17 protein-coding genes are annotated in these 19,521 nt (G+C 71.0%); 5 read left to right on the top strand and 12 right to left on the bottom strand.

Translation table 11 applies throughout. The features are described from left to right. Positions 1-31: 31 nt before the first annotated feature. From K8638_RS36315 to K8638_RS36290, 6 genes are read right to left on the bottom strand one after another with little or no spacing between them, the layout of a single operon-like run. Positions 32-1,792: a CheR family methyltransferase gene (locus tag K8638_RS36315; RefSeq protein ID WP_223759305.1), complete on the bottom strand. Its 1,761-nt coding sequence runs from the start codon at positions 1,790-1,792 to the stop codon at positions 32-34. After that, positions 1,786-2,787: a chemotaxis protein CheB gene (locus K8638_RS36310; protein WP_223759352.1), complete on the bottom strand. Its 1,002-nt coding sequence runs from the start codon at positions 2,785-2,787 to the stop codon at positions 1,786-1,788. The genes K8638_RS36315 and K8638_RS36310 overlap by 7 nt, the downstream gene beginning before the upstream one ends. A 34-nt stretch (positions 2,788-2,821) precedes the next feature. Then, positions 2,822-5,137, bottom strand: coding sequence for a hybrid sensor histidine kinase/response regulator (locus tag K8638_RS36305; RefSeq protein ID WP_223759304.1), 2,316 nt, complete (start codon positions 5,135-5,137; stop codon positions 2,822-2,824). 33 nt (positions 5,138-5,170) lie between these two features. Next, positions 5,171-6,448 carry a methyl-accepting chemotaxis protein gene (locus tag K8638_RS36300; protein WP_223759303.1) on the bottom strand — a complete coding sequence of 426 codons (1,278 nt, stop codon included), beginning with the start codon at positions 6,446-6,448 and terminating at the stop codon, positions 5,171-5,173. Positions 6,449-6,453: 5 nt separating this feature from the next. Beyond that, positions 6,454-6,825, bottom strand: a complete 372-nt coding sequence (locus K8638_RS36295; protein WP_223759302.1) for a Frizzy aggregation protein FrzB — start codon at positions 6,823-6,825, stop codon at positions 6,454-6,456. Then, positions 6,822-7,304 carry a chemotaxis protein CheW gene (locus K8638_RS36290; protein WP_223759301.1) on the bottom strand — a complete coding sequence of 161 codons (483 nt, stop codon included), beginning with the start codon at positions 7,302-7,304 and terminating at the stop codon, positions 6,822-6,824. The genes K8638_RS36295 and K8638_RS36290 overlap by 4 nt, the downstream gene beginning before the upstream one ends. A 168-nt stretch (positions 7,305-7,472) precedes the next feature. Between K8638_RS36290 and K8638_RS36285 the strand changes: the two genes are divergently transcribed. Next, positions 7,473-8,339 carry a response regulator gene (locus K8638_RS36285; protein WP_223759300.1) on the top strand — a complete coding sequence of 289 codons (867 nt, stop codon included), beginning with the start codon at positions 7,473-7,475 and terminating at the stop codon, positions 8,337-8,339. 39 nt (positions 8,340-8,378) lie between these two features. Here the strand turns inward: K8638_RS36285 and K8638_RS36280 are convergent, their stop codons facing one another. Further along, the gene (locus K8638_RS36280; RefSeq protein WP_223759299.1) at positions 8,379-9,683 is read right to left on the bottom strand and encodes a radical SAM protein; all 1,305 of its coding nucleotides are present in this window, start codon (positions 9,681-9,683) and stop codon (positions 8,379-8,381) included. 166 nt (positions 9,684-9,849) lie between these two features. Here K8638_RS36280 and ald point away from each other — a divergent pair, with 166 nt between their 5' ends. The 4 genes from ald (at position 9,850) to K8638_RS36260 (ending at position 14,755) form a co-directional block, all read left to right on the top strand. Then, the gene (ald, locus tag K8638_RS36275) at positions 9,850-10,974 is read left to right on the top strand and encodes an alanine dehydrogenase (protein WP_223759298.1); all 1,125 of its coding nucleotides are present in this window, start codon (positions 9,850-9,852) and stop codon (positions 10,972-10,974) included. Positions 10,975-11,223: 249 nt separating this feature from the next. Continuing rightward, positions 11,224-11,865, top strand: coding sequence for a sigma-70 family RNA polymerase sigma factor (locus tag K8638_RS36270; protein ID WP_223759297.1), 642 nt, complete (start codon positions 11,224-11,226; stop codon positions 11,863-11,865). 23 nt (positions 11,866-11,888) lie between these two features. Next, a complete protein-coding gene (locus tag K8638_RS36265; protein WP_223759296.1) occupies positions 11,889-12,782 on the top strand; it encodes an anti-sigma factor in 894 nt (297 codons plus the stop codon). Positions 12,783-12,955: 173 nt separating this feature from the next. Then, on the top strand, positions 12,956-14,755 hold the full coding sequence (locus tag K8638_RS36260; protein ID WP_223759295.1) for a response regulator: 1,800 nt from the start codon (positions 12,956-12,958) through the stop codon (positions 14,753-14,755). A gap of 54 nt (positions 14,756-14,809) precedes the next feature. Here K8638_RS36260 and K8638_RS36255 read toward each other — a convergent pair whose 3' ends face one another. The 5 genes from K8638_RS36255 to K8638_RS36235 form a co-directional block, all read right to left on the bottom strand. Beyond that, positions 14,810-15,943: a hypothetical protein gene (locus K8638_RS36255; RefSeq protein ID WP_223759294.1), complete on the bottom strand. Its 1,134-nt coding sequence runs from the start codon at positions 15,941-15,943 to the stop codon at positions 14,810-14,812. Further along, the gene (locus K8638_RS36250; RefSeq protein WP_223759351.1) at positions 15,940-16,710 is read right to left on the bottom strand and encodes a type III pantothenate kinase; all 771 of its coding nucleotides are present in this window, start codon (positions 16,708-16,710) and stop codon (positions 15,940-15,942) included. The genes K8638_RS36255 and K8638_RS36250 overlap by 4 nt, the downstream gene beginning before the upstream one ends. Positions 16,711-16,761: 51 nt before the next feature. After that, positions 16,762-17,781 carry a biotin--[acetyl-CoA-carboxylase] ligase gene (locus tag K8638_RS36245; RefSeq protein WP_223759293.1) on the bottom strand — a complete coding sequence of 340 codons (1,020 nt, stop codon included), beginning with the start codon at positions 17,779-17,781 and terminating at the stop codon, positions 16,762-16,764. 96 nt (positions 17,782-17,877) lie between these two features. Continuing rightward, entirely contained in the window at positions 17,878-18,537 is a 660-nt protein-coding gene (locus K8638_RS36240) for a hypothetical protein (RefSeq protein ID WP_223759292.1), read from the bottom strand. Next, on the bottom strand, positions 18,515-19,429 hold the full coding sequence (locus tag K8638_RS36235) for a HEAT repeat domain-containing protein (RefSeq protein ID WP_223759291.1): 915 nt from the start codon (positions 19,427-19,429) through the stop codon (positions 18,515-18,517). The genes K8638_RS36240 and K8638_RS36235 overlap by 23 nt, the downstream gene beginning before the upstream one ends. Positions 19,430-19,521 lie beyond the last annotated feature (92 nt).

Raw genomic sequence — 19,521 nt, 5'->3', positions numbered from 1 at the left:
CTGGGGCACCTGGGAGCGCCAGGGCCCCGCGTCAGCGAAGGGGCTGCTCCTCCAGCGCGGCGAGAGCGTAGCGCGCCGCGCGGGAGATGGCCTCCGCCGAGTCCGGCATCTCCGGGTAGTGCCCGGCCAGCGGCCGCTGCGGGAAGCGCAGCTGGGCAATGGCGTTGCGATAGCTGCGCCGCGCCGCGTCGGGTTCCTGGGAGCGCTCGTGCACCTGCGCCAGCAGGTAGTGGCCAATGGCCAGCGTGGGCTCCAGGAACAGGGCCTTGCTCAGTTCGGAGCGAGCCTCCGCGAGGTTCCCCGCCTGCAGCGCCGCCACCCCGCCGAACACGCGCGCTTCCACGCACAGCGGCTCGCGCTGAATCGCCTGCGCGAAGGTGTCGCGTGCCTCGGGGATGCGGCCCGTGAGCGAGTAGAGGTTGCCCAGCGTCAGGAGCGCGTCCAGGTCGCTCGGCTCGTCCGCCAGCAGCCGCTCCACCCCGGCGATGGCGGAGGGGAAGTCTCCCTGCGCCATCTTCCGCACGGCCATCGCCAGCCGCTCCGCGGGCGGCAGCAGCTTGGGCCACGCGGCCACCGGCACCTCCCCGGTGCGCGCGGGCGGCACGGCGGGAAGCTCCTGGGTGATGCGCGGGCGCGCGGAGTCCTGCGAGCCCACCACCGGAAGCTCCTGGGTGATGCGCGGGCGCGCGGAGTCGGCCGGGCGCGGCTGCATCGGGGGTGACACGGCGGGCGCGGTGCCCGGCGCCTGGACGGGGCGGCTGGCCACCGCCGCGGGCATGGCCGGTGTCCCCTGCGCGCGCGGGCCCCCCACGGCGGGAGTGCCCGCACCCGCGGCCCTGGCCGCGGCCTCCGCCTGGATGCGCTTGCGCAGGTCCGAGGCGAAGGTCTCGGGCGTCTGCTGCCTGGGCTCCGGCTCGCCGGGGTACGGCGTCATCCGGAGCGGAGGCGCGCGGAGGCCCCGGTCGTTCAGCGGGCGCCGGTACACGAAGGCGCCGTCCACTTCGATCATCTCGAAGCGGTCATAGACCTTGAAGAGGCTCTCCGAGTACCCCAGGAAGAGCAGCCCGCCCGGCCGCAGCGCGGCGAGGAACCGGTCCATCAGCCCGCGGATGGTGGGCAGGTCGAAGTAGATGATGACGTTGCGGCAGAGGATGAGGTCCAGCGAGGACAGGCCCACCTTCTCGAAGACGGGGGCCGCCAGGTTCTGCCCGTCGAAGCGGATGTAGTCGCGCAGCGTGGCCAGCGCCTCGTAGCCGTCCTCGACGGGACGGAAGAAGCGCCGCAGCCGCTCCTGGCTGATGCTGATGCAGCGGCGCGAGGAGAAGCGCCCCTGCCGCGCGGCCTCCACGGCGGCCAGGTTCAGGTCGGTGGCCCACAGGTCCACCTCCATGGACAGCGCGCCCAGCTCCGCCAGCACCATGGCCACGCTGTAGGGCTCCTCGCCGGTGGCGCAGCCCGCCGACCAGACGGACACCCTGCGCATCTCCCGCCGGGCGCGCGTCACCAGCTCCGGCAGGACGCTCTTCTCCAGGGCGCGGAACTGCTTGGCGTCCCGGAAGAACTCCGTGTGGCCCACCGTCACCAGAGGGAGGAACGAGCGCAGCTCCTCCTCACCGCCCGGGCCCGACAGGCGCTCCAGGTACTTCTCCGGCTCCTCCACGCCCGCCACGGGCATGCGGGTGGACAGGGCCAGCCGGAGGCTGTGGAAGCCGTCCGGCGTAATCTTCAGGCCCGCGCGCTCCAGGAGGAGCGCGGCAAGCTGCTGGAGCACCTTGTTGCTCACGTTCAGCACGCGTCCACCCACGACACCAACGTCGGGCCAATCCGGTCCAGCGGCAACACCTCCTGAGCGGCGCCGAGCTGCACGGCCTCGCGCGGCATGCCCCAGACGACGGACGTGCCCTCGTCCTGGGCGATGGTCCGGCCACCGCGCTCGCGAATCTCCTTCAACCCTCGCGCCCCGTCGCGCCCCATGCCTGTCAGGATGACCCCGATGCAGCGCGAGCCGAAGGCCTCGCCCGCGGAAGTGAGCAGCATGTCACACGAAGGTCTGAAACCGCGGAGCGCGGGCCCGGAGTCCAGCTCCAGCCTGCCCTCCGGTCGTACCAACAGGTGACTGCCAGACGGTGCGATGTACACCGTGCCGGGCTCCATCACCACCGCGTCGTCGGCCTCCTTCACCCGCAGGGCCGTCTCCATGGCCAGCCAGTGCGCCAGCCCCTCGGTGAAGCCCTCGCTGATGTGCTGGCAGTAGGCGATGGGCGCCGGGAAGCCGCGCGGTATCATCCGGAGGACCTGGGCCACCGCCTTGGGGCCACCGAGCGACGCGGCGATGGCCACCAGGGGAAAGGGCGGCGGCGCGTCCTCCCGGGGGGCCTTCTGCGCGGGCCGGGTGCTCACCTGCCGCACCGCCTTCACCTGCGCCAGCATCACCAGCCTGCGCGACACGCTGGCCCAGAAGTCCGCGCCCGGTGAGGCCGGCCGCTCCATGACATCCAGCGCGCCCAGGGCCAGCGCCTGGAAGGCGTCCTGGCCGGAGAGCACGCCCGGGTGCAGCGCGAGCACCGGCACCGGCCGCTCCACCATGACGAGCTCGATGGCGTCCAGCGACTCGCGGGCGCTCAGGTCCACCAGCACCACGTCCGGGAAGTGGCGCTGCACGGCGGTGAGCGCACCCGTGAAGTCCACCTCCGCCGGGCCCACGGGGACGAGCGACTCGCCCTCGAAGAGGCCGCGCGCGGCGAGCGCACGCAGCCCCTTGCCCACCATGAGCACCCTGAACGCCATTGCCGCCGCAGCCGTGCCGCCCAAACGAGACTCCTCAGGTCAGCCGGTCGATGGCCTGCGCGAGAACCTCCACGCCCAGCTCCCCCTTCACGAGGTAGGCGTCCGCCCCCGCGTCCAGGCCGCGGCGCTTGTCCTCGGGCGAGGCGAGCGACGACAGGATGATGACCGGGATGCGGGCCACCGCGGGCGTCGACTTGAGCCGCCGCGCCAGCGAGAAGCCGTCCATCTTCGGCATCTGCACGTCGGTGAGGATGAGGTCGTACTGGTTGTTCTGCACCTTCGCGTACGCCTCCTCGCCGTCCTGGGCCTCCTCCAGCGAATGGCCGAGCGCCTTGACGAGCGCGCCCTCCGTGGCGCGGGCGATGGGCGAGTCGTCCACCAGCAGCACCCGCAGCCGCTTGGCCGCGGGGGCCTGGGTGACGGGACGCGCCATGCGCCGCACCTCGGCCATGATGTCCGGCACGTGCAGCAGCACGGCGATGCGGCCGTCCTCCAGCGCGGCGGTGCCGGCGATGAAGGGCGCGCCCTTGAGGAACTCGCCGCCGCAGGGCTTCACGGCCACCTCGCGCTCGTCCACGAAGCCGTCCACCACGAGGGCCGCGTGGTCCTCGCCGTGACGCACCACCACCGCGGGCGGCTTGTCGAAGCGGTTGCCGCCGTTGAGGCCCAGGAGCGGCCCCAGCGCCACCAGCGCCGTGGGCTTGCCACGGTGCCGCACCGCCAGGGTGCCGAAGATTTCGAGCCGGTCCTCCGGCTTGACGCGCATCACCGCTTCCACGTCCGCGGCGGGCATGCCGTAGACGTCGTCGCCCAGGCGCACCAGCAGCACCTTCATCAGGGCGAGCGACTGCGGCAGCCGCAGGGTGATGGTGGTGCCACGGCCGATGCGGCTGTTGACGCCCACCGAGCCGCCCAGCGTCTCCACCTTCCGCTTCACCACGTCCATGCCCACGCCACGGCCGGACAGCTCGCTGACCTGGTCGCGGGTGGAGAAGCCGGGGCGGAAGATGAGCTCAATCGCCTCGCGCTCGGACAGCGCGGCGGCCTGCACCTGATTGATGAGGCGCTTGTTGACGGCGGCCTGGCGCAGCCGCTCGGGGTCCATGCCGCGGCCGTCGTCCTCCACCTCGATGTGGAGCATGTCGCCGTCCACCCGCACGCGGATGCGGATGCGGCCCGTCAGCGGCTTGCCGAGCTGCTGGCGCATGTCCGGGGACTCCACGCCGTGGTCCACCGAGTTGCGCAACAGGTGCACCAGCGCGTCGCGCACGTCGCCCAGCATGGACCGGTCCACGCCGATGTCGGCGTTCTCGATGACCAGGTCCACCTCCTTGCCCTGGGTGCGCGACATCTCGCGCACCGCGCGGGGGAAGGCGTCGAAGACGGTGGACAGAGGCACCAGCCGGGCCTCGGCCACGTGGTCCGCCATCTTCGCCAGGTTGCCGTGCAGCGTGTTGATGCCGTCGTCGTTGCGGCGCACGAAGCGGAACGCGTCGTCACGCAGCATGTGGAGATCGCTCTCCACGCGGTCCAGCGCCGCGCGCACCTGCGCGGGGATGTCTATCTGCTCCGCCAGCCGCAGGAAGCGGTCGCCCAGGCGGCTGAAGCGCTCGAAGAGCTCCTCCGTCTCCGTGCTGCGCAGCCGGCCGCGGGCGCTCTCCACCAGCAGGTCACCCGCGAGCAGGCCCAGCGAGTCCAGCACCTCCACGTTGACGCGGATGGTCCGGTCCGCCACGGCGGACTTCGCCGCGCTCGGAGCCTCCTCCTGGGCCGGCGCGGAGGCCGGAGCGGATGCAGGCGCCTGGGCGGGCACAGCCGCCTGGGGCGCGGGCTCCGGGGCACGCTGCACGGGCGGCGGGGCCACCGGCACCACGGGAGCCGCCACCACCGGAGCAACGGGCGCGGGCGGCGGGGCCACCGGCGCCGCGGGCTTCGCGGCGGGCTTCGGGCCGAACGACGGCGGCTCCTGGCCGGAGACCTCCGCGAGCGCGCGGACCATCTCCTCGCTGGCCGCGTTGCCGGTGTTGGCGGAGGCCAGGTCCTCGTTCAGGTCCGAGAGGACGTCGCATGCCCGGAGCATGACGTCCGTGGCGATCTCGGTGGCCGTCCTGCCCTCGCGCTCGGCGCGCAGGACGTCCTCGGCGGCGTGCGCCAGCTGCCCGATGGCGGCCAGGCCCAGCATGCGGGCCTCGCCCTTCATCGTGTGCAGCTCGCGCGCGACGTCCTCCGCGGCCTGATCCGCGGTCTCCTTCTCCAGGTCCAACACCCCCAGCTGAATCTTCTGGAGGCGGTCGGCGGTGACCTCCTGGAACTTCTTCAGGAGGGACTTCTTGAGAGCCTCGGTGTCCATGGCCGGCGTTCGCCCCTCCTACTCCAGGAAGTGCTAGTCGGCCTTGAAGCGCTTGATGAGCTCGGCCAGACGTCCCGCGAGCTGCGTGAGCTCCGCCGCCGCGCCCGTGGCCTGCTTGGACGCCTGCGTCGTCTGGCGCGTCACGTCCTCGATCTCCGCCATGGACGCCACCACCTGCTCGGTCGCCGTGCGCTGCTGCTGCGTGGCGAGGTTGATGACGCGGGCCGCGTCGCTGGTCTCCTGCACGCCGGCGAGGATGCCCTCCACCGCCTGCGCCGCCACCGCGCCCAGCTTCTCGCCGGACTCGGTCGCGGACTTGGAGGCCTCCGCCGCGCCAGCCGCCGCGGCCGTGGCCTCGCGGATCTCGGTGATGAGGTTCTTGATCTCCTTGGTGGAGTCCAGGACGTTCTCCGCCAGGCGCCGCATCTCCGCCGCGACGATGGAGAAGCCCTTGCCCGCCTCACCCGCGCGGCTGCCCTCGAGCGCCGCGTTGAGCGCGAGCAGGTCCGAGCGGTCGGCGATCTCGTCGATGACCTCCACCACGGTGCCGATGCGCTCCACGCGCTTGGACAGCTTGGCGATGGAGTCCGCCACCGCGACGCCGTCGCTGCGGATCTGCTGCATGGCCTGGATGAACTCGCCGATGGCGCCACGGCCCGCGCGCGCCGCGCCGAGCGTCTCCTCCGCCACGCGCGCCACGCTGCCCGCGTTCTCGGCAATCTGCGCGGAGGCGTGCTTCAGCTCCTCCATGGTGGCGGTCGTCTCGTGGATGGCCGCCGCCTGCTCCGTGGAGGACGTCTCGTGCTGCGTGGAGGCCGCGAGCACCTGGTTGGCGGACGAGGACAGCCGCAGGGCCGCCTCGTTGATCTCCCGCACGAAGGTGCGCAGCGTCTCGATGACCTTGCCGAAGCCCTCGAGCAGGGGCCCGAGCTGGGGGTCCTCGGTGGAGGTGTTCCACCGCGACAGGTCACCCTCGCGCACCAGGCCGATGAGCGCGTCGAGCGCCTGGTCGATCTCCTGCGCCGACACCTGCTTGCGGTGCTCGGACTCCGCGAGGTTGTCCAGCACCTGGTTGAGCAGCTGCGCCATCTCCGCGCCGCCCTCGCCCACCAGCTCCGCGGGGACCCGGGCCTGGAGGTTGCCGGACAGCACCGTCAGCAGCGTGTCGGTGAAGGCCTTGTACTGGGCCGGGGACATCGCCGTGCTGGCGGCGCCGGCCTTGGCCGAGGCACCGCCCGCCTTGGAAGCGGGGGCCTTCCGGGCGGCGCGAGCCTTGGACGTGGGCTTGTCGTTGGGGGTGTCCAGGGACATTGCGGTCAGTGCCTTCCTTGGGTTCTGGCGGTTTCGACCAGGTCGATGAGCAGCACGGCGCGGTCCTCTTCGAGGCACACGCCGACAGCATAGGGAGCCGCGCCGGCCGTGGGGGGCATCCGGCGAAGCGCGGAAAGAGGGATGGAGCGGACGGCGTGGACGGCGTCCACCTTGAGGTGGCCCTCGCCTTCCGGGGTGTCGAAGACGAGCGCGCGGTGCCCGCGGTGGGGCAGGCCCAGCTCGGGCAGCGTGATGTCCTCCGGCAGCGAGCGGTCGATGCGCAGCACCTGGGACGCGTCCGTGCCGAACGTGGAGGCACCGATGTCGAAGAAGAGGATGTCCACCCCTTCCCGCTCGTGGACGTGCTCGTCGTTCATCGAGCCACCGCCCGCTGCCGCGCCGTCTGCAGCAGCTTGGAGAAGTTGAGGAGGTTGATGGCGTCCTGGGTGCCGTGGCCCTGCACCACGCCGAGCAGGTGCTCGGCGGAGGCGTCACCGCCCAGGGGTGGCGGGAGGATCTCCGCGACGGGGATGCGGCGCAGACCGAGCACCGTGTCCGCCACCACACCGGCCACGTAGCTGCCGGTGATGCCGACGAACAGGCGGGTACGCGGGCCGATGCGCGCCTCCCCCTTGGAGAGGAAGCGGAGCAGGTCGACGACGGGAAGCACCTCGCCCCGGTGCCCGGTGACGCCCATGATGAAGGAGGGCGTCCTCGGCAGGGGAGTGAGCAGGCCGGCGCGGAGGACCTCGAGCACGTTCTCGCTGGGCACGCCGAGGCGCAGGTCTCCCACCCGGAAGCAGAAGAACTCCTGCTCGGGGCGGGCCTGGGCGGCGACAGCGCGGTCCGGAGCCATCCGGAGTGCTCGCTGAAGGGGTGTCGGGGTCGTGGTCAAGGCGGCAAAGTATCCGGAGGGGACGAAAACCGGTCAAGTGGACCCGACAGCATGGCCGCTCGGTCGCCGTTTCGATGGTCCACGCTGCTTCAAAGGTGTAGGGTTAGCGGGATTCCTTTGAGGAGGACGATGTCGCGCGTACTGGTCATTGACGACAGCCCGATGCTGGTGGAGCTCACCGTCCGGGCACTCACCGCCGCCGGCTACCAGGCGAGCGGCGCGCAGGATCTGGCCAGCCTCGACCAGAAGCTCGCCGAGGGCCCGTTCGCGCTCATCCTCATGGACGTGAACATGCCGGAGATGTTCGGCGACGACGTCGTCGAGTACCTCCGCCGGCAGAAGAAGGTCACGGCCAAGCTGGTGCTGTACTCCGACATCCCCGAGGCGGAGCTGGCGGGCAAGACGAAGGCCTCGGGCGCGGACGGCTACATCCTCAAGAGCGGCGGCCTGGAGGCCGTGCTGGGCGGCGTCATGGGGCTCATCGGCCCTCCGGCCCTGGGCGTGCCCACGGCCGTGCCCACACCGCCCCCTGCCCCCGCCGCCGCGCCCACGGCCGCCGCGCCCCAGGCGCCCGCCGCCTCCGGAGGCCTCCCCAAGGCGCCGGCCGCCGCCGGTGGGCGCAAGCCGCGCATCCTCATCGTGGACGACAGCGAGATGACGGCCCGCATCATCGAAGCGGACCTCGTGTCCAAGGGCTTCGAGGTGCACGTGGCCGACACCGCGGACAAGGCCACGAAGATCATCCTCAAGAAGCAGACGCGTCCGGACCTGGTGCTGCTGGACGTGCGGATGCCCAACGTGAATGGCGAGCAGTTCTGCCGCTTCATCAAGAGCAACAGCCTCTTCAAGGGCATCAAGGTGCTGCTGTGCTCCGGGGAGAACGTCGAGGAGCTCCAGCGCATCTGCCGCGAGGCCGGCGCCGACGGCTACATCCCCAAGGACGCGGTGATGGGCAACCTGGTGGCCAAGGAGCTGATGCCCACCGGGAACGAGTAGCCCCCCGGGCCCCGGGCGGGGCCCGTGAGCCTCACCGCCCTACCCCCGCCCCGCGGCATTCTCGCGCTCGTCCAGCCCGCGCGCGAAGTTGCCGATGATGAGCCCCGGCCGCGCCGCCTTCAGCCGCTGAAGGAGCGTGCGGATGCCCACGGGCTCTCCACCCGCGCCCTTGTCCCTCGCCACCTCCAGGTACTGGAGCGGGTCGATGCACAGCGAGCGCGTCTGCACCTGGTCCACGCGGTACTTCTTCACCAGCCGCTCCAGCGCGCGCACCTCGCCCTCGCGGTCGGTGACGCCGGGGAACAGCAGCAGGTTCAGCGCCAGGTACGCGCCGCGCTCGCGGGCCAGGGCGATGGAGGCCTCCACGTCCTCCCAGCCGTACTTCACCGGCTTGTAGTAGGCCTCGTAGAGGTCCTTCACCGCCGAGTTGAGCGACACGCGGATGGCGTCCAGCCCCGCGTCGAACAGGGCCTCCAGCCCCTTCGTGAGGCTGGCGTTGGTGTTGATGTTGATGGAGCCCCTGTCCGTGTGCGCGCGCATGTAGCGGATGGCCTCCGCTATCTGCTTCCAGCGCGTGAGCGGCTCGCCCTCGCAGCCCTGGCCGAAGCTGACCATGGTGCGGCCCGGCGCATTCTCGAGGTGGAACAGGCCCACCTGTCCCATCTCCTCGCCGGTGGGCCCGTCGTCCATGCGCTCGTGCGAGGCGGGCGGCCCGTCCGCGGGCTGGTCGGAGATGCAGCCCACGCAGCGCGCGTTGCACATGACGGACGCGGGGATGGCGGCCTCGTCGCGCACGTAGAACGTGTTCTGCGACGTGAAGCACCGGTAGACGAGCGCGCACGTCTTGAGCTGCTTCAGCACGCGGTTGTTCGGGAAGCGCTCCATCTGCTTCTCGACCAGCGCCTTCATGTCCGGCGTGGAGTAGCGCTCGGGGTCCCAATGCGAGCGGCGGTCCGTGTGGATGGCCCACGCCACCGGCCCGTCGTCCACCCAGGCCGCGGCGGTGTACGCCCACTGCGGCAGCACCGGCCCGCTCCCCTTCACCTCGCCCGGGAGGAACGTGCGCGTGTAGCCCGGCGGCAGGAGCGCGCCCACCGCGTTGGGGACGAACGTCTTTCCGCCCACCTTCATCTCCCGCACCAGCTCCAGCTCGCCCGTCTCCGGGTGGATGCCCACCGGCAGGCGGCCGGGCAGGTGCACGAGCCGACCGGCGGACGGCAGGGGAATGGGCTTGTCCTGGGGCGGGACGAGCTCCTCGCCGCTACGCAGCGTGGCGAGCAGGTAGGGATGCTCCATCACCCGGCCCTTCGGGTCGGCGAACAGCAGCTTCGGTGCGGACTTCATGCCTCCGTCAACTACCACCGGTGCGGCTTTTGTTCGATGCAAGAAGCACCGCGAGACGCATCGCATCCAACGCCGCGCGTCAAGCCACCCCGTCCAGCGGTGCCTTGAATCCTCCCGGCTTTTGGGTAGGGTCCGCGCGCTTTTCGCACCCCTTTTGGAGGCAGTCGTGATCGTCGGAGTTCCCAAGGAGATCAAAACCCGTGAGTACCGCGTCGGCATGGTTCCGGCGGGCGTGCGCGCGCTCACGAGCGCGGGCCACACGGTGTTGGTCGAGACGAACGCCGGCGTCGGCTCCGGCATCCCGGACTCGGAGTACCAGCGCGTGGGCGCGCAGATGGTCGCCAGCGCGGACGAGGTCTGGAAGCGCGCGGAGATGATCGTCAAGGTGAAGGAGCCCATCGCTCCCGAGTACGAGCGCATCCAGCCCGGACAGATCATCTACACGTACTTCCACCTGGCCGGCGTGGACCCGGAGCTGACGAAGACGCTCATCAAGAAGAAGGCGGCGGCCGTCGCGTACGAGACGCTGCAGCTGGATGACGGCAGCCTGCCGCTGCTCAAGCCCATGTCCGAGGTGGCCGGGAAGATGGCCATCCAGGTGGGCGCCGCGTGCCTGGAGAAGGCCCACGGCGGCAAGGGCATCCTGCTGGGCGGCGTGCCCGGCGTGCGCCGCGGCCGCGTCACCGTCATCGGCGGCGGCGTGGTGGGCCTGTGCGCCGCCAAGGTGGCGGTGGGCATGGGCGCCGAGGTCACCATCCTCGACGTCAATCTGGAGCGCCTCACCTACCTGGACGACGTGTTCCTCGGCCGCGTCAGCGTGCTGGCCTCGGACACGGAGAGCATCGCGAAGTCCGTGCGCGAGTCCGACCTCGTCGTCGGCGCGGTGCTCATCCCCGGCGGCAAGGCCCCGAAGCTCGTCTCCGAGGCCCTCATCTCCGAGATGACCCCGGGCTCCGTGGTGGTCGACGTGGCCGTGGACCAGGGCGGCTGCATCGAGACGTGCAAGCCCACCACCCACGACAACCCGACGTTCACCGTCCACGGCGTGGTCCACTACTGCGTGGCCAACATGCCCGGCGCGGTGCCCCAGACGTCCACCTACGCCCTCACCAACACCACCCGCCCGTACTCGCGGAAGATCGCCGACATGGGCCTCATCGAGGCCGTGAAGTCCGACCGCGCCCTGGCCCGTGCGATGAACACCTACAATGGCCACGTCACCTACGAGGCCGTCGCGAAGGACATGGGCTACGACTACGTGCCCATCATGGACGCCTTCGGCCGCAAGTAGGCCCGGCTGAGAGCCTGGCAGGCAGTCAGGAAGTACCCGGCGGGGAGGTTCGGATGGCGACATCCGGCCTCCCCGTTCGTTATCTGTGTTGGGGAATAAGTCTCTTCGCCCTGCGTCTAGCGTTCCCGAAGCGGGCGTGCGGGCGGGTGTCAGTGGGATGGCGATGTTGCCCAGACTGTTCCCATGCATACATTGATGGGCAGGCGACAACTCATTCCCCAATTGTTTCGGGCCCTTGGAAGGCGGGACATGTTGGACTTCAGGCAACCCAACCGAACGAAGCAGGAATTCGAGGAACTGGCGCTGGCCCACCTGGACCCGCTCTATTCCGCGGCCCTGAGGCTGACGAAGAACGAGCGCGATGCGGAGGACCTGGTCCAGGACACCTGCATGCGGGCCTACCGCTTCTTCGACAAGTTCGAGCGGGGCACCAACATCAAGGCCTGGCTCTTCAAGATCCTCACCAACACCTTCATCAACCGCTACCGCCGCAAGGTGAAGGAGCGCACGGTGGTGGAGGGCGTGGAGCGCGAGGCGGTGCACGAGCGCTTCGTGAGCCGGGACGCGACGGACTTCGCGGCCAACCCCGAGCAGTACTTCTTCGACCGCCTCCTGTCGGACGACGTGCTGCGCGCCATCGACGCGCTGCCCATCGACTTCCGGCTGGTGGTCATCCTCGCGGACCTCCAGGAGTTCTCCTACAAGGAGATCGCCGAGATTCTCGAGTGCCCCGTGGGCACGGTGATGAGCCGGCTGTTCCGCGGCCGCAAGCTCCTGCAGAAGAACCTCCGCGAGTACGCGGAGGGCCAGGGCGTGTTCCGGCATGAGGGTGAGCCGGTGAACGCCCCGGCGGATCTCGAGGAGTACCGGAACAGGAAGAAGACGGGGTAGAAAGCAGTTCCTCCCGCGCTCACATGACCTGCCAGGAACTCGATCGGCTGCTCCATCCGTACCTCGACGGCGAATTCCAGCCCGAGGAGCGGGTGGACCTCGAAACCCACCTCTCCGGGTGCGCCGCGTGCCGGCGCCGTGTGGAGAACGAGAAGCAGATGCGGCAGGCGTTGCGGCGAGCCGCGCGCCACTCCGTGCAGGGGATGCGGGCTCCCGCGTCCCTGCGCGCCGACATCGAGTCGGGGCTCCGCCAGGAGATGCGCCGCGCCCAGTACGGGATGTGGCTGCGTGCCGGCGCCGTGGCGCTGGTGATGGTGACGGTGGGCGGCGGCTGGGTGGCCTACCAGTCCGAGCAGCGCGAGCGCATCGTGAAGCGTGAGGCCGTCCAGCGGCACAGCAAGCCGCTGCCCTTCGAGGTCGAATCCACCTCCACCGAGCCCATCGCCGAGTGGTTCCGGGGCAAGGTGGACCACCGCATCACCGTGCCGCGGCTCCCCAAGGCCCGGCCGCTGGGCGGGCGCATCTCCATCCTCAACGGCAAGGAGGTCGCGTACATCAGCTACGAGACGCTGCCGGAGAACGAGGGAGAGCCGAGCCGCCGCCTGGGCGTGTTCGTGCTCCCCGACGACGAGGCCGAGGCCCCGAAGTTCCAGGCGCTGAAGGCGGTGGAGGTGGACTCCACGCAGGGCTTCAACGTCGTCACCTGGCGGGACGAGGAAATCGTCTACGAGATGGTGACGGACATGGACGAGGCCGACATCCGCCGGCTGCTCTCCGCGAGCGACGGGGAGGCCACCCTCGCCCGCAAGCCGCAGCGGGAGGACTCCGAGGACACGCCCTGGTCGCTTCCGCCCATGCCGCGCCAGCAGTCCTCCCTTCCCGCGGCGTCCATTGCCCCGGTGACGTACCCCCACTGAAGCGGACACCCGCGCGCCGCCTGCCCGCCCGCCGGGCGTCCGGGATTCCGTCCGGCCCGAACATTGACGGTCCCATGTATGGCCGATAGCCTCGAAGGCGCATTTTTCCTTGCGCGCCGCCGCCTGAGTGGCGCCCCCGCGCGCGCCGCACTCGCAGGACGGGCTGTCCCTTCATGTCCAAGAAAATCCTGATCGTCGAAAAGAGCGACACCGGCCTCGCCGCCACGCTGCGGCCCGCCCTGGAGGGCCGTGGCTTCACGGTGGAGGACACCTCCGACGGCAAGGGCAGCGTGGAGCAGATCCGGAGGGATCGCCCGGACCTGGCCGTCATCGCCGTGGAGCTGTCCGCGGGGCAGAACGGCTACCTCATCTGCGGCAAGCTCAAGAAGGACGACGACCTCAAGAACGTCCCCATCGTCATCGTGGGCAACCCGGACGGCTTCGCGCAGCACCGCAAGCTGAAGGCGCACGCGGACGAGTACGTGGCGATGCCGGTGGACGCGAACCTCCTCGTGGAGCGCGTGGGCGCGCTGATCGGCTTCCCGGAGCTGCCGGCGTCCGAGGACGTGGTGGACGAGAGCCTCACGCTGGACGCGCTCAACGACGAGCCGCTGACGGCGGACTTCGGCGAGGAGATCTCCGTCGACGCCGGCGACGAGCCCGCGGTGCAGGGCGAGGAGCTGGACCTCGACGCCGCCTTCAGCGACATGTCCGCCCCCGAGCCCGAGCCGGCCCTCGACGAGGAGCCGGTGGTGGCCCCGCCGGAGGCCGTGGTGGAGGGTGTCGAGGAGGACTTCTCCTCGCTGGACTCGCTCGGCACGGACGCGGACGACGCGCTGGACGCGCTGGATGACTCGGAGAAGACGGTGGTGGGCTTCATGCCCCCGGCGGCGCCGGAGCCCGTGCGCCCGCCGCCGGAGCCGGTGCGTGCCCCGGAGCCCGTGCGCCCGCCGGAGCCCGTGCGCGCCCCGGAGCCCGTGCGCGCTCCCGCGGCCGCCACCCAGCGCCCTGCGGCCCCGGCCGGCCGCGCGGTGATGCCGCCGTCGACTCCGGCGGCCCCGGCGATGTCCGCGGCGGACGCGGCGGAGCTGCGCAACCTGCGCGCGAAGGTGGCCGAGCTGCAGGGCACGCTGGACGACGTCCGCGGCCAGGCCTCCCAGGCGGAGGACCGCGTGCGCGAGCTGGAGGCCGAGCTGGAGAGCAAGGCCACCGAGCTGGAGACGGCACGCGCCGCGTCCGGGAAGAACGACAAGGACACCTTCGCCCTGCGTGACGCCGTCAACAAGCGGGACAAGGAAATCCTCCGCCTCAAGACGGAGCTGAACCAGAAGGACCAGGAGATCGTCGAGCTCAAGGACCAGCACCTGGAGCTGGAGCAGAAGGCCAACTCGGCCGAGTCCGAGATTGCCCGCCGCGACGCGCAGATCAAGACGCTCACCACGAAGGCGGACTCGCTGGCCGCGGAGCGCAGGCGGGTGGACCAGCAGCTCGCCGCCGCGAAGGAGGAGGCGCGCGGCGCCACGGCGCAGCTCTCCGCGCTCCAGGCGGAGCTGGACCAGCACCAGGCCCAGGCCCAGGCGCTGGGCGCCGAGGTGGAGGAGCTGCGCGGCCGCACCGGCCAGCTCGAGATGGACCTCCAGGCCGTGCAGGCGGAGGCGGACGGGCTGCGCTCCCAGGTGGAGTCCGCCCAGCAGGAGGCCGAGTCGATTCGCGCCCAGCTCGAGGAGGCGCAGGCCCAGCTCTCCGAGCAGGGCACGCGCGCGGCGGAGGAGGCCGAGGAGCTGCGCAGGCGCATCAGCGAGCTGGAGGCCGCCGCGGTCCGCAACGAGGAGCGCGTGACGAAGCTCTACGCGCGCATCAAGAACGACGAGAAGCTGCGCGAGAAGACGAAGAAGGCGCTCGCCATCGCCCAGCAGCTCCTGGACGAGCCGGCGTCCTCCGTGGCGGACGACGCCGACGAGGCCGCGGCCTGAAGTCCCGCCGTACCGCCCCGGGCTTCATGACGAGCCCGGGGCCCCTGCCCCGCCCTACTCCTGCTTCTTGGGCGCGGTCTTCTTCTCGTGCAGCTTCTTCGCGAAGGACTGCACGGCGGCGGGCACGTTCTTGTCGCGGCTGAGGTCCTTCAGCTCGGCGTCGCGGAACGTGTTGAGGAACTTCATGGTGACGGTGAGCGGCACCTTGGGGTTCTTCACCAGCGCGAGCTTCACCTTCTGGTTCTTCGTCCACTCGCGGTTGTTGTAGATGACGCGCAGCACGTCATCCATCATCGCCTTGTTGGCCGCGCAGGCCAGCACCTCGCCGTCGGTGATGCGCGGGCTGCGGATGACGGCCACCGCCACCAGCTTGTTGGTCTCCCGGATGAGCGCGCCGCGGGCCTCCTTGTTGCCCAGCGTGGCCAGCTTGATCTTCTCCGCGATGGACATCTTCATGATGCGCTGGGCGAGGGTCAGCTTCTTCCCCTCCTCCATGGGCGCGGCGTCGTCCTTCGCCACCTCCTGGAACTCCTGGAGGATCTGCTCGGCGGTGGGGCCCGGGTCCGGCGGAGCCTCGGCGGCCTCGGGGCCAAAGAGGCGGACACGGGCCGTCTTCATCTGCGGCACGTCCGCCAGCATCATCCCGCTGCGCACCGCGAAGTCGCACACGCTGTCGGTGAGCGACACGGGGACGTTGGGATTGGCGCACAGGTTGCGGAGGATGTCGTCGTGGCGCAGCAGGCGGAGCTGGTTCTGCCCGATGATTTCCGCCAGCTTCGCGGAGCACTCCTTCGCCACCTCCGCCACGGCGTCGTCCGGCGTGCTGGCGTTGAGGACCAGCAGCTCCGCGTAGGTCTCCTTGTCCTTGAGCAGGCGCAGGAACCAGCCCAGCACGGGCGGCTGCACCTCCTCGTCGCGCACGGCGGAGCCGAGAATCTTGTCCGGCAGGCCGGCGGCCGTCTTCGCGGCCGTCTCGCGCACGCCCGCGTCCGGGTCGAACGTGAGCATGAAGAGCGCGCCCAGCATGTCCGACGGGCTGAGCGGCACCAGCGACTTGGCCGCCATCATCCGCAGCGGCACCGGCGCGGCCGGGTCCACGTGCTTGCGCAGGTTGGGCGGCAGGAACTCCGCGTTGAAGGGACAGCCCGGCGGCGGCGCCGGAATGTTGTTGGGTGCGGCGGTGGTCATGACGCGTGATTCCTTCCGTAGATGATGCGCAGGCCCTCCAGCGTGAGGAACTCGTCCACCTCGTGGATGGCCTTGGACTCGCTCGCCACCAGCGGGGCCAGTCCCCCGGTGGCGACAACCTTGACCGGGAAGCCCAGCTCCGTCTGCATCCGCGCGCAGATGCCGTCCACCAGTCCCACGTAGCCGAAGACGAGGCCGGACTGGATGGAGTGCACGGTGTTGCGGCCGACGACGTGCGGAGGCCGCGCGAACTCCACGCGCGGCAGCTTGGAGGCGTTCTGGAACAGGGCCTCCATGGCGATGTTGATGCCGGGGCAGATGGCTCCGCCCAGGTACTCTCCCTTCGGCGACACGGCGTCGAAGGTGGTGGCGGTGCCGAAGTCCACGACGAGCACGCCCGCGTGGTGCTTCTCGTAGGCGGACACCGCGTTGACGATGCGGTCCGCCCCCACCTCGCGAGGGTTGTCGTAGAGGATGGGCATGCCCGTCTTCACGCCCGGCCCGATGAACATGGGGCGCGTCCGGAAGTAGCGCTCGCACATCTTCTCCAGGTTGCCCTGGAGCGGCGGCACCACGCTGGACACCACCACCGCGGACACCCTCGCCGCGTCGATGCCGCTGTGGGTGAAGAGCTGCCGGACGAGGATGCCGTACTCGTCCGAGGTGCGGCGGGTGCTGGTCTCCACCCGCCAGTGGTCGAGCAGGCGCCGGCCCTCGAAGACTCCAAGGACGGTGTTGGTGTTGCCAACGTCGATGGCCAGGAGCATCACGCCAGGCACTCTAGCGCGAAGGCGGGGGCAACGTGTCTCCGTCGGCTCCTATCTGGAGCGCGGGGCCTTCCGGGGCCGGAGCTGCTCCACGTCACCGGCCAGCACCCGCTCGAGCGAGCCCTCCTCCGTCCGCACCAGGAGCGCCCCGGACGGGTCGATGTCCTCCGCCAGCCCGCGCAGCTCCTGCCGGTCCGTGCGCACCAGCACTTCCTGGCCCAGGGTGGAGGACAGCGCCTTCCAGCGGGCGCGCACCGGGCCGAACCCCTCCTCCAGGTACCCGTCCAGCCACGCCTCCATCCGCGCCCAGAGGGCGGCGGCGAAGCGGGCGCGGGGCACGCGCTGGCCGCTCGCCAGGGCCAGGGAGGTGGCCGTGGCGCGCAGTTCCTCCGGGAAGTGCTCGGCCTGGGAGTTGAGGTTGACGCCCACGCCCACGATGACGAAGTGCACGCGCTCGGGCTCGGCGGATAGCTCCGTGAGGATGCCCGCCACCTTGAGCCCGTCGATGTGGACGTCGTTGGGCCACTTGATGGCGGCCTCCGTCCCCCAGTCGCGCAGCGTCTCCGCCAGGGCCACGGCGGCCACCAGCGTCAGCTCGGGGGCGCGCTGGGGCGGCAATTCCGGGCGGAGGATGGCGGAGAAATACAGGTTGAGGCCCGGCGGGGACACCCAGGCGCGGCCCCGGCGGCCCTTGCCGGCCGTCTGCTGCTCGGCCACCACCACCACTCCGTGCTCGGCCCCATCCTGGGCCAGCCGGAAGGCCCGCTCGTTGGTGGAGCCCACCGACTCGTGGTGGTGGACGGTGCGGCCCAGGTCGCGCGTGGACAGCAGCGGGGACAGCTCCAGCGAGGTGAGCCTGTCGGGCACCTCCACCAGCCGGTAGCCCCGGGCGGAGACGGCCTCGATGCGGTAGCCCTTGGTGCGCAGTGCCTCCACGCGCTTCCACACGGCCGTGCGGGACAGGCCCAGCTTGCCGGAGAGCGCCTCTCCGGAGGTGTAGTCGTTCCCACTCTCGGAGAGGAAGCCCAGGATGAGCTCCTCCTGCGTCTGCTCGTTCGATTCGACGGCCACGGCGGTCCCTCGGAAGAGGCTCCAGGGTACGGAGGGGCGCACGGGCTTTCAACCCACCGCGTCACCCCTCCTCCCGTCCCGTCGCGGGGCGGGCTGTCAGCCGGCGGGAGTCGCCTCGCGGGCCGGCCCGGCTCCTCCCTGGGGGCGGACCTGCCAGGACGTCAGCTCCAGCCAGGTCTGCGGGACGCGCTGGTCCTTCGTCTCCACGTCCACCTGCATGCGCACCATGCCCACGCCGGGGGCGAACGTCTGGGTGTTGATGAGCGTGGCCTTCTCGTCGATGCGGTTGCGCCCCTCCACCTGGACGCAGTTGTCGAAGGTGCCCGCGGGCGACTCGCAGCGCACCCCGGCCTCGAGGATGCGGTAGCGCTCCGTGGACGACACGGACACCACGTTCGTCCACGAGTGCCCCGCCTCGACGGGCGCGCGCAGCAGGTAGCGCTTGGGGTCCCTCAGCCCGTAGGCGTCCACGGCGAGCTGCCCGCCCTGGCTGTCGTGGAAGTAGCCGTCCTCCTCCTTGAGGATCTCCACGGAGACGGGCTTGTCGTCACGGCCGTTGACCCGGTACGTCCAGCGGTTGCCCACCGCGAGCGGGTAGTACTGGGACACGTCGCCGGTGGTGCGCGCGCGCGGCTGGGCCTCCACGTTCTTGGAGGAACAGCCGCTGCCGCCCAGCACCAGGGCGGCCAGCACGGCCACCCCGCCCACGCCGAATGAACGCTTCATCTCGATGTCAGTCCGCGTGGTCCGAGCCACGCGCCTCCGCGGTTGGGGACTTCCGTACTGCGTAGAGCGTGTCCAGCGCCTGCTGCGCCGCGGCCTGGACGGCGGGCGCGTCGTGGCCCTGCGCCACGGTGTAGAGGTACGCCTCCGCCTCCGGCCCGCCAATCTCGCCCACGGCGAAGACGATTTCCTGCACGAAGCCGAGGTCCCGGCCCCGCGCCAGGTCGATGAGCACGGGCACCGCGACGCGGGCCTTCATCTCCACCAGCGCGCCCATGGTCTTCCGCACCGTCTCGGCGTCGCTGGCCTCCTTCAGCCGCTCGATGAGCAGCGGCGCGGCGGAGGGATGCTGGCGCTCGGCCAGCGTGCGCAGGGCGAACTCGCGGATGCGCGAGTCGCTGGCCTTCAGGTCCTGCACGAGAGCCTCGTCGTTGCGCTCCAGCGCGGCGAGCTGCAGCGCGGCGGACTCCGCCACCTGGCGCAGTGCGCTCCGCAGCGCCTCCCGCATGGCGGCCTGCCGCCCGGCGGGGGTGTCCTCCAGCACGGGCGCCTCGCCCAGGCCCACCACCTCGTAGTGCTGGGGGTGGTTTGCGCCGAAGCGCTCCAGCTCCAGGTTGGCGCCCACCTCGGCGAAGCTGCGCGGGTCGCCGTCCTTCAGCACCTCGCGGGTGAAGGGCACATCCAGCGTCATCCGCCACGGGCGCACCTCGCGGGGCGCGTCCTCCTTGGGGGCTTCGAAGCGGCCGGTGGCCTTGAGCGCGTCCGTGAGGAGCACCCCTACCCCTTCCGGGGCGAGCCCGAGCAGCGCGTTGTCCCGCACGGTGGCGCCGGAGACCTCCACCGGCGCCATCGGGTGGCGCGGCGCCTGCGAGCGGCAGGCACCGAGTAGGACGACGCAGATGGCGAGCAGCAGGGCCGGCTTCATCGCCCCTCCAGGTTAACACCCGGAGCGCGGCCTTGCCGGCCATTCCCTGCCCGCCCGCGGAAGTGCGGCAGCCCGCCCCCATCCCTCCGACC

It is taken from the genome of Myxococcus sp. RHSTA-1-4, from assembly GCF_020037125.1.
Lineage (GTDB): Bacteria > Myxococcota > Myxococcia > Myxococcales > Myxococcaceae > Myxococcus.
This window is presented reverse-complemented; position numbering and strand designations above follow the sequence as displayed.